The 5852-nt window shown below is 64.9% G+C and carries 7 protein-coding genes; 4 read left to right on the top strand and 3 right to left on the bottom strand.

What is annotated here, in order from left to right:
- A partial coding sequence (locus RMN95_RS15485) for a hypothetical protein (RefSeq protein WP_309617803.1) occupies positions 1-327 on the bottom strand: 327 nt, incomplete at its 3' end.
- Positions 328-414: 87 nt separating this feature from the next.
- Between RMN95_RS15485 and RMN95_RS15480 the strand changes: the two genes are divergently transcribed.
- From RMN95_RS15480 to ahcY, 3 genes are read left to right on the top strand one after another with little or no spacing between them, the layout of a single operon-like run.
- Positions 415-630 carry a DUF3499 family protein gene (locus RMN95_RS15480; protein WP_309617802.1) on the top strand — a complete coding sequence of 72 codons (216 nt, stop codon included), beginning with the start codon at positions 415-417 and terminating at the stop codon, positions 628-630.
- Between the two features lie 55 nt (positions 631-685).
- On the top strand, positions 686-1504 hold the full coding sequence (locus RMN95_RS15475; protein ID WP_309617801.1) for an HAD-IIB family hydrolase: 819 nt from the start codon (positions 686-688) through the stop codon (positions 1502-1504).
- A gap of 33 nt (positions 1505-1537) precedes the next feature.
- The gene (ahcY, locus tag RMN95_RS15470; RefSeq protein ID WP_309617800.1) at positions 1538-3019 is read left to right on the top strand and encodes an adenosylhomocysteinase; all 1482 of its coding nucleotides are present in this window, start codon (positions 1538-1540) and stop codon (positions 3017-3019) included.
- Between the two features lie 190 nt (positions 3020-3209).
- Here the strand turns inward: ahcY and RMN95_RS15465 are convergent, their stop codons facing one another.
- Positions 3210-4058 carry an RDD family protein gene (locus RMN95_RS15465; RefSeq protein ID WP_309617799.1) on the bottom strand — a complete coding sequence of 283 codons (849 nt, stop codon included), beginning with the start codon at positions 4056-4058 and terminating at the stop codon, positions 3210-3212.
- Positions 4059-4074: 16 nt separating this feature from the next.
- Between RMN95_RS15465 and RMN95_RS15460 the strand changes: the two genes are divergently transcribed.
- Complete coding sequence (locus RMN95_RS15460) at positions 4075-5070, top strand: stage II sporulation protein M (RefSeq protein ID WP_309617804.1); 996 nt, start codon at positions 4075-4077, stop codon at positions 5068-5070.
- A gap of 31 nt (positions 5071-5101) precedes the next feature.
- Here the strand turns inward: RMN95_RS15460 and RMN95_RS15455 are convergent.
- Positions 5102-5852, bottom strand: a 751-nt coding sequence (locus tag RMN95_RS15455) for a hypothetical protein (protein WP_309617798.1), incomplete at its 5' end; no start/stop codon positions are given.

Genomic DNA, 5852 nt, shown 5'->3' with positions numbered 1-5852 from the left:
GTAGCGGTGCAGCCGTGACAGCCTCTCGATGGGGAGGCGGTACAGGATGACACGGCGCTCCTTCAGCAGAACCCGCCACCGGTCGACGGCGGGGGTGGCGCCAAGTTCCGCGGGCATACCCGCCACCTCGAAGATGACGTCGGCCAGGTCATCCGGCCACAGGTCTTTCAGGTACTCGGCCGTCGAGGCCACCGTCAGGTCGAACATGTCGACGCGGCTGCGTAGCAGGGGCAGGTTCGGTCCGGTGACGGGAGAGCGCATTCCACGCCCGTGACGGTCACGCCAGCCGGGCCGAGCCGACTGCGGTTTCTTTGTCGGACCTGTCACAACCCCAATTCTACTGACGGCGCCGGGCGCACCATCTCCGGCGTGGCTCGGCCCTGCGCGGACTGCGCGCCATAGCCTTGCGGAGAGATGAATGGTCGCCCGTGCAGCAAGGTCGCCTGTGGCCGGGAAGCCACAGCCACCCTCACCTACGACTACGCCGATTCGATGGCCGTGCTCGGCCCGTTGAGCTACTCCTCTGAGCCGCACTGCTACGACCTGTGCGATCGCCACGCTGACCGGATGTCGGTGCCGCAGGGCTGGCAGGTCATCAGGCACGAAGTTATGCGCGGCGAACTGCTGTAGCCGGCTGCTTGAAAGCAGCGAGTTGCTGTAGTTCGGGCTGCTAGCCTCGAACACCGTGAGCCGCACTCCTGACATCCGCGCCGTCGTCTTCGACCTCGATGACACCCTGGCGCCATCCAAATCGACCATGGATCCGACGATGAGCGCAGCGCTCGCGCGGCTCCTCGACCGGGTGCCGGTGTGCATCATCTCGGGGGGCCGTTTCGAGCAGTTCGAATCGCAGGCTCTGGATGGGTTCAGCGCCGGCGATGAGGCGCTCGCCCGGTTGCACCTGATGCCGACCTGTGGCACCCGCTACTACCTCTGGCAGAACGGCGCGTGGGCGCTGCAGTACGCCGAAGACCTGACGGCAGACGAGAAGTCTCGGGCGATCGGCACGCTGGAGGACGGCGCGCGCGAGCTGGGGCTGTGGCATCCGGGAACTTGGGGCGACCTGATCGAAGATCGCGGCAGCCAGATCACCTTCTCGGCGCTCGGCCAGCAGGCCCCGGTGGCCGAGAAGGCGGCCTGGGATCCCGATGGGGCAAAAAAGCTCGCGCTCTGGCAGTATGTGTCGCCTCGACTGCCCGACCTCGAGGTGCGCGGGGGTGGTTCGACGTCGATTGACATCACTCGCAAGGGCATCGATAAGGCCTACGGGGTAGGCCGCCTGGTCGAGAAACTCGACCTGCACCTCGACCAGCTGCTCTTCATCGGCGACCGGCTCGACCCGACCGGCAACGACTATCCGGTGCTGGCGATGGGGGTCACCTCCGTCGCGATCCACGACTGGCACGGCACGCTCCAGGCTGTCGAGGCGCTGAACGGCTGGCTCGATGCTCCGGATACCCCGTTCCCGCTGGTCACGATGGATCCACTGCCGCGCCAGCAGTAGCCGTCAGCCGCGCGACCCTGCGAGAATGGGGACATGACTTCCGCGACATCCACCGCCCTCTCCTTCAAGGTTGCCGACCTCTCGCTCGCCGAGGCCGGCCGCCACCAGATTCGACTCGCCGAGCACGAAATGCCCGGGCTGATGGCCCTGCGTGGCGAATTCGGCGCCTCGAAGCCGCTGACCGGTGCCCGCATCGCCGGCTCGCTGCACATGACCACCCAGACCGCCGTGCTCATCGAGACGCTCGTCGCCCTCGGGGCCGAGGTGCGCTGGGCATCGTGCAACATCTTCTCGACCGATGATGGTGCTGCCGCCGCCGTCGTCATCGGCCCCACCGGAACCCCGGAGGCGCCGTCTGGCGTACCCGTGTTCGCCTGGAAGGGCGAGACCCTCGAGGAGTACTGGTGGTGCACCGAGCAGATCTTCGACTGGAGCGCATCTTCGGTCGATGGTTCGGGTGCGGTCGGCCCGAACATGATCCTCGACGATGGTGGGGATGCCACGCTGCTGGTGCATAAGGGCCGCGAGTTCGAACTCGCTAAGGCGGTTCCGGCCACCCCCGCCGACGCCTCGCACGAGTACGGCGTGATCCTCGACGTGCTGCGCCGCTCGCTCGCCGCGTCGGCCGACCGGTGGACGAGGATCGCCGCCGAGATCCAGGGTGTCACCGAAGAAACCACCACGGGCGTGCACCGACTGTACGAATTCGCGAGGAACGGCGAGCTGCTGTTTCCCGCCATCAACGTCAATGACTCGGTCACGAAGAGCAAGTTCGACAATAAATACGGCATTCGTCACTCGCTGCCCGACGGCATCAACCGCGCCACCGACGTTCTCATCGGCGGCAAGGTCGTCTTCGTCGCGGGCTACGGAGACGTCGGCAAGGGCTGCGCCGAGGCCATGCGAGGCCAGGGCGCGCGGGTGATCGTGTCAGAGATCGACCCGATCAACGCGCTGCAGGCTGCCATGGACGGATTCCAGGTCACCACGATCGAGAAGGCGCTCGCCGACGTCGACATCTTCGTCACCAGCACCGGCAACGAGAACGTAATCACCGTTGAGCACCTGATGGCGATGAAGCATCTTGCGATCGTCGCCAACGTCGGACACTTCGACAACGAGATCGACATGGCCGGGCTCGAGAGTCTCGCCGGGGCGGAGCGCGTCGAGATCAAGCCGCAGGTGCACGAGTGGCGCATGCCGTCGGGGCGCAGCGTCATGGTGCTGTCCGAGGGTCGCCTGATGAACCTCGGCAACGCGACGGGTCACCCCTCGTTCGTGATGAGCAACTCCTTCACCAACCAAGTGCTGGCGCAGCTCGAACTGTGGGTGAATAATGCCGACGGAAAATACGAGACGCAGGTCTACGTGCTGCCGAAGCACCTCGACGAGAAGGTCGCCCGACTGCATCTCGACGCGCTCGGTGTGGTGCTCACCACTCTCACCCCCGTCCAGGCCGCGTATATCGGGGTCCCGGTCGAGGGCCCGTACAAGGTCGACCACTACCGCTACTAGACGGCCGGGCTTCTCTGTCGGGGTCTGCCGCGCACCGCGCTGGGGTAGCCAGCGCCCTGGGCAGCCGGGGATAGAGGTGCGGCCCTGAGTAACGTATGGCAGAGTGCCATACGTAGCCGAAGCGGGTACCCTTCCTCCCCAGCCAGGCTGGCAGGCTTGCATGGCGGGCCCGTCAGCCTCGGTCGGCCTGTCAGCCTCGGTCGGGGAAGCCGCGCGGCATGCCGCCGAGCACCGGAGCGAGTCGCTCAAGCCCGGCCTGCTCGAGGCTGAGGGCCGAAAACTCCCGATCACGACGCAGGGCCACCACGGCGGCGAGGAACAGCTCGGCGTTAGCCGCGGGAACGGGCGACACGAACACGCTCACCTCGTCGGCGAGCTCGCGGCTGAGTCGCTCGCGCGTCGTCGGAGTGAGGGCCGCGGCCTGGGCCAGGAAGGCGGCCACTCGGCGAGCGAGGGCGTCGGGGAGCCTGGCGACATCCGCCGTCCTCGACCACTCGATAAGCGGTAATGGCACCCCGTAGATCGGCGTGACCAGCTTCGATACCCGCTCGTTTTGGCTGTACGTGCCGGCCACGAGGTCGCCGAGTCGCTTCGCCCGACCGTTGAGCAGCGCGATAATCGCCGCGAGCCCGCCAAAGGTCATGAAAATTTCGAACACGCCCGTGAGCGACCGGATGAACGCGTGCCGGAAGCCGATCGAACCGCCATCATCGCGCACGATCCGTGAGCCGATTGCCAGCTTGCCGAGCGACTTGCCCTGGGTGAGAGTCTCGACCGCCGTCGGGATCACGACGATACACAGCACCAGCGCGGCCACGCTGATGGCGGTGAGCAGCGCCTGGTCTAGCCCCAGCTGCTGGCCGAAGGAAAACAATATGACGATGATCAGAATGTAGCCACCGAAATAGACGAGATAGTCGATGATCGTGCCGGCCGCGCGCAACACGAAGCTCGACGATCTCAGGTCGAGTGCCACGGCCTCGCCGGTAATGAGCTCGTGGAGATCTTCGTCGTGTTCCACTGAATCAACTCCGGCCATGCCATCATTTAAGCAGATGGATCTCGACGCATACACAGCAGCCCACCGCGACGAGTGGGATCGACTTGCCGCGCTCGGCGCCCGTCGACGCTTCAGCGGCGTCGAGGCCGACGAACTCATCGACCGATACCAGTCTGGCGCCAGCCAGCTTTCCGCGATCAAGACGACATCGGGCCAGTCGGTGCAGGGTGATCGGTTGTCGCTGTGGCTGAGCCGGGCCAGGCTGCGCTTCACCGGGGCATCCGCCAATGTCCTGAGCCAGGTGCCGCGATTCTTTGCAAACCAACTGCCCGCAGCGCTGTTCCGCGTGAGGTGGCTGAGCCTCGCCGTGGCGCTGGCGACCCTGGTGATCGCGTTCCTCTACGCGTGGTGGGCTATGGCAAACCCGGCGGTGCTCGCGACCATGGGCTCGACGACTGAGCTGGAAAAATACGCCAAAGAGGACTTCGTCAAGTACTACTCCGAGAATTCCGGAACGTCGTTCACCAGTTTCGTCTGGACGAACAACGCCTGGCTCGCGGCCCAGTGCATAGCCTTCGGCATTGTCGGCGTCTACTCCCCGTACCTGCTCTTCACCAATGCGCAGAATCTCGGGATGACCGCGGCCCTCATGAACGAATTCGATCGCCTCGACGTGTTCTTCCTGTACATCGCCCCCCACGGCCAGCTCGAGCTGTACTCGATCTTCGTCGCCGGGGCGACAGGCATGCGCATCTTCTGGGCGTGGATCGCACCGGGGGCCCGCACGCGCGCCCAGGCGCTCGCAGAGGAGGGCCGCGCCATGTTCACCATCGTGATTGGGCTCATCCTGGCGCTGCTCGTGTCCGGCCTGATCGAGGGGCTCGTCACACGCCAGGACTGGCCGTGGCCCCTCAAGATCGGCATCGGAACCGTCGCCCTGGGTGGGTTCCTGTTCTACCAGTGGGTCGTGGGGCGCCGGGCGGCCCGCGCCGGAGAGACAGGGGACCTCGAGGAGTTCGAGGCCGGGGCACGGCAGCTCGTCGCCGGCTAGGCGGGAGCGACGGGGCGCGTGAAAAAAGCGTTCAACGCAGCGTCATCCGTCTCACAAAACGCAAAGGTCGGGTGAGACGCCATGACCAGGTCGCCATCATCGCCAAAACAGCATTCCGCGAAACATCAAGTTCCGCCAACAACGCCGATCTTTCTGTCGTAAGCATGGTCAGTTCTGAATGCATTGCCGTGATGCGCCGATAATCCCGCTCCATTCTCGGCACCACGCCTGCCGCCACGAGTTCATCAATGACCCTCTGACCGTCGGACGATTGGGCAAGATCCGCCCATCGGCGTAACTCCACCACGCGTTCCTCCTCAGTCCACTCGGATCGCCCATCCTGGGTTGTCGGCAGCTGCAAAGCGGTCATCCGCCGAGAGGTCGCTGCAGCAAGCGCCGAATGTCGGAAGAACTTAAGAGCCTGGTAGTGGTCTGGCCAGTGATTGGGGGGCGTCGTGGTCCACGGATCGTCGATCTGGAGGTAGAAGCTCTTCGTATGAGCCGTCCCGGTGATGCTTACGGAGTTGTACCGCCCATCATCGCGCAAATGCCACTCAATCGTCAGGGCGTTCGATAGGTCGGCCGGATAGAAGTCCTCTTCACCGGCAGGAGTGATGTTGCCATTCATGCTCTGGACGAAGTTTTTCGTTTCGAGTAGGCCCAATAGCTGTTCCACGTGGGTCGGCATGAAGATGTCGTCGTCGCAGAGGTAGAAGATGGCGTCACTGCGAGCCGCCATGATGGCGTCGTGACGATAATGCTCGCCGTGATGGGCACCCTTG

The organism is Salinibacterium sp., assembly GCF_031364185.1.
Classification (GTDB): domain Bacteria; phylum Actinomycetota; class Actinomycetes; order Actinomycetales; family Microbacteriaceae; genus Rhodoglobus.
This window is presented reverse-complemented; position numbering and strand designations above follow the sequence as displayed.

Coding starts and splice junctions, on each gene's coding strand:
- RMN95_RS15480 (WP_309617802.1), top strand. CDS start 415: ATGAATGGTCGCCCGTGCAGCAAGGTCGCCTGTGGCCGGGAAGCCACA.
- ahcY (WP_309617800.1), top strand. CDS start 1,538: ATGACTTCCGCGACATCCACCGCCCTCTCCTTCAAGGTTGCCGACCTC.
- RMN95_RS15465 (WP_309617799.1), bottom strand. CDS start 4,058: ATGGCCGGAGTTGATTCAGTGGAACACGACGAAGATCTCCACGAGCTC.
- RMN95_RS15460 (WP_309617804.1), top strand. CDS start 4,075: ATGGATCTCGACGCATACACAGCAGCCCACCGCGACGAGTGGGATCGA.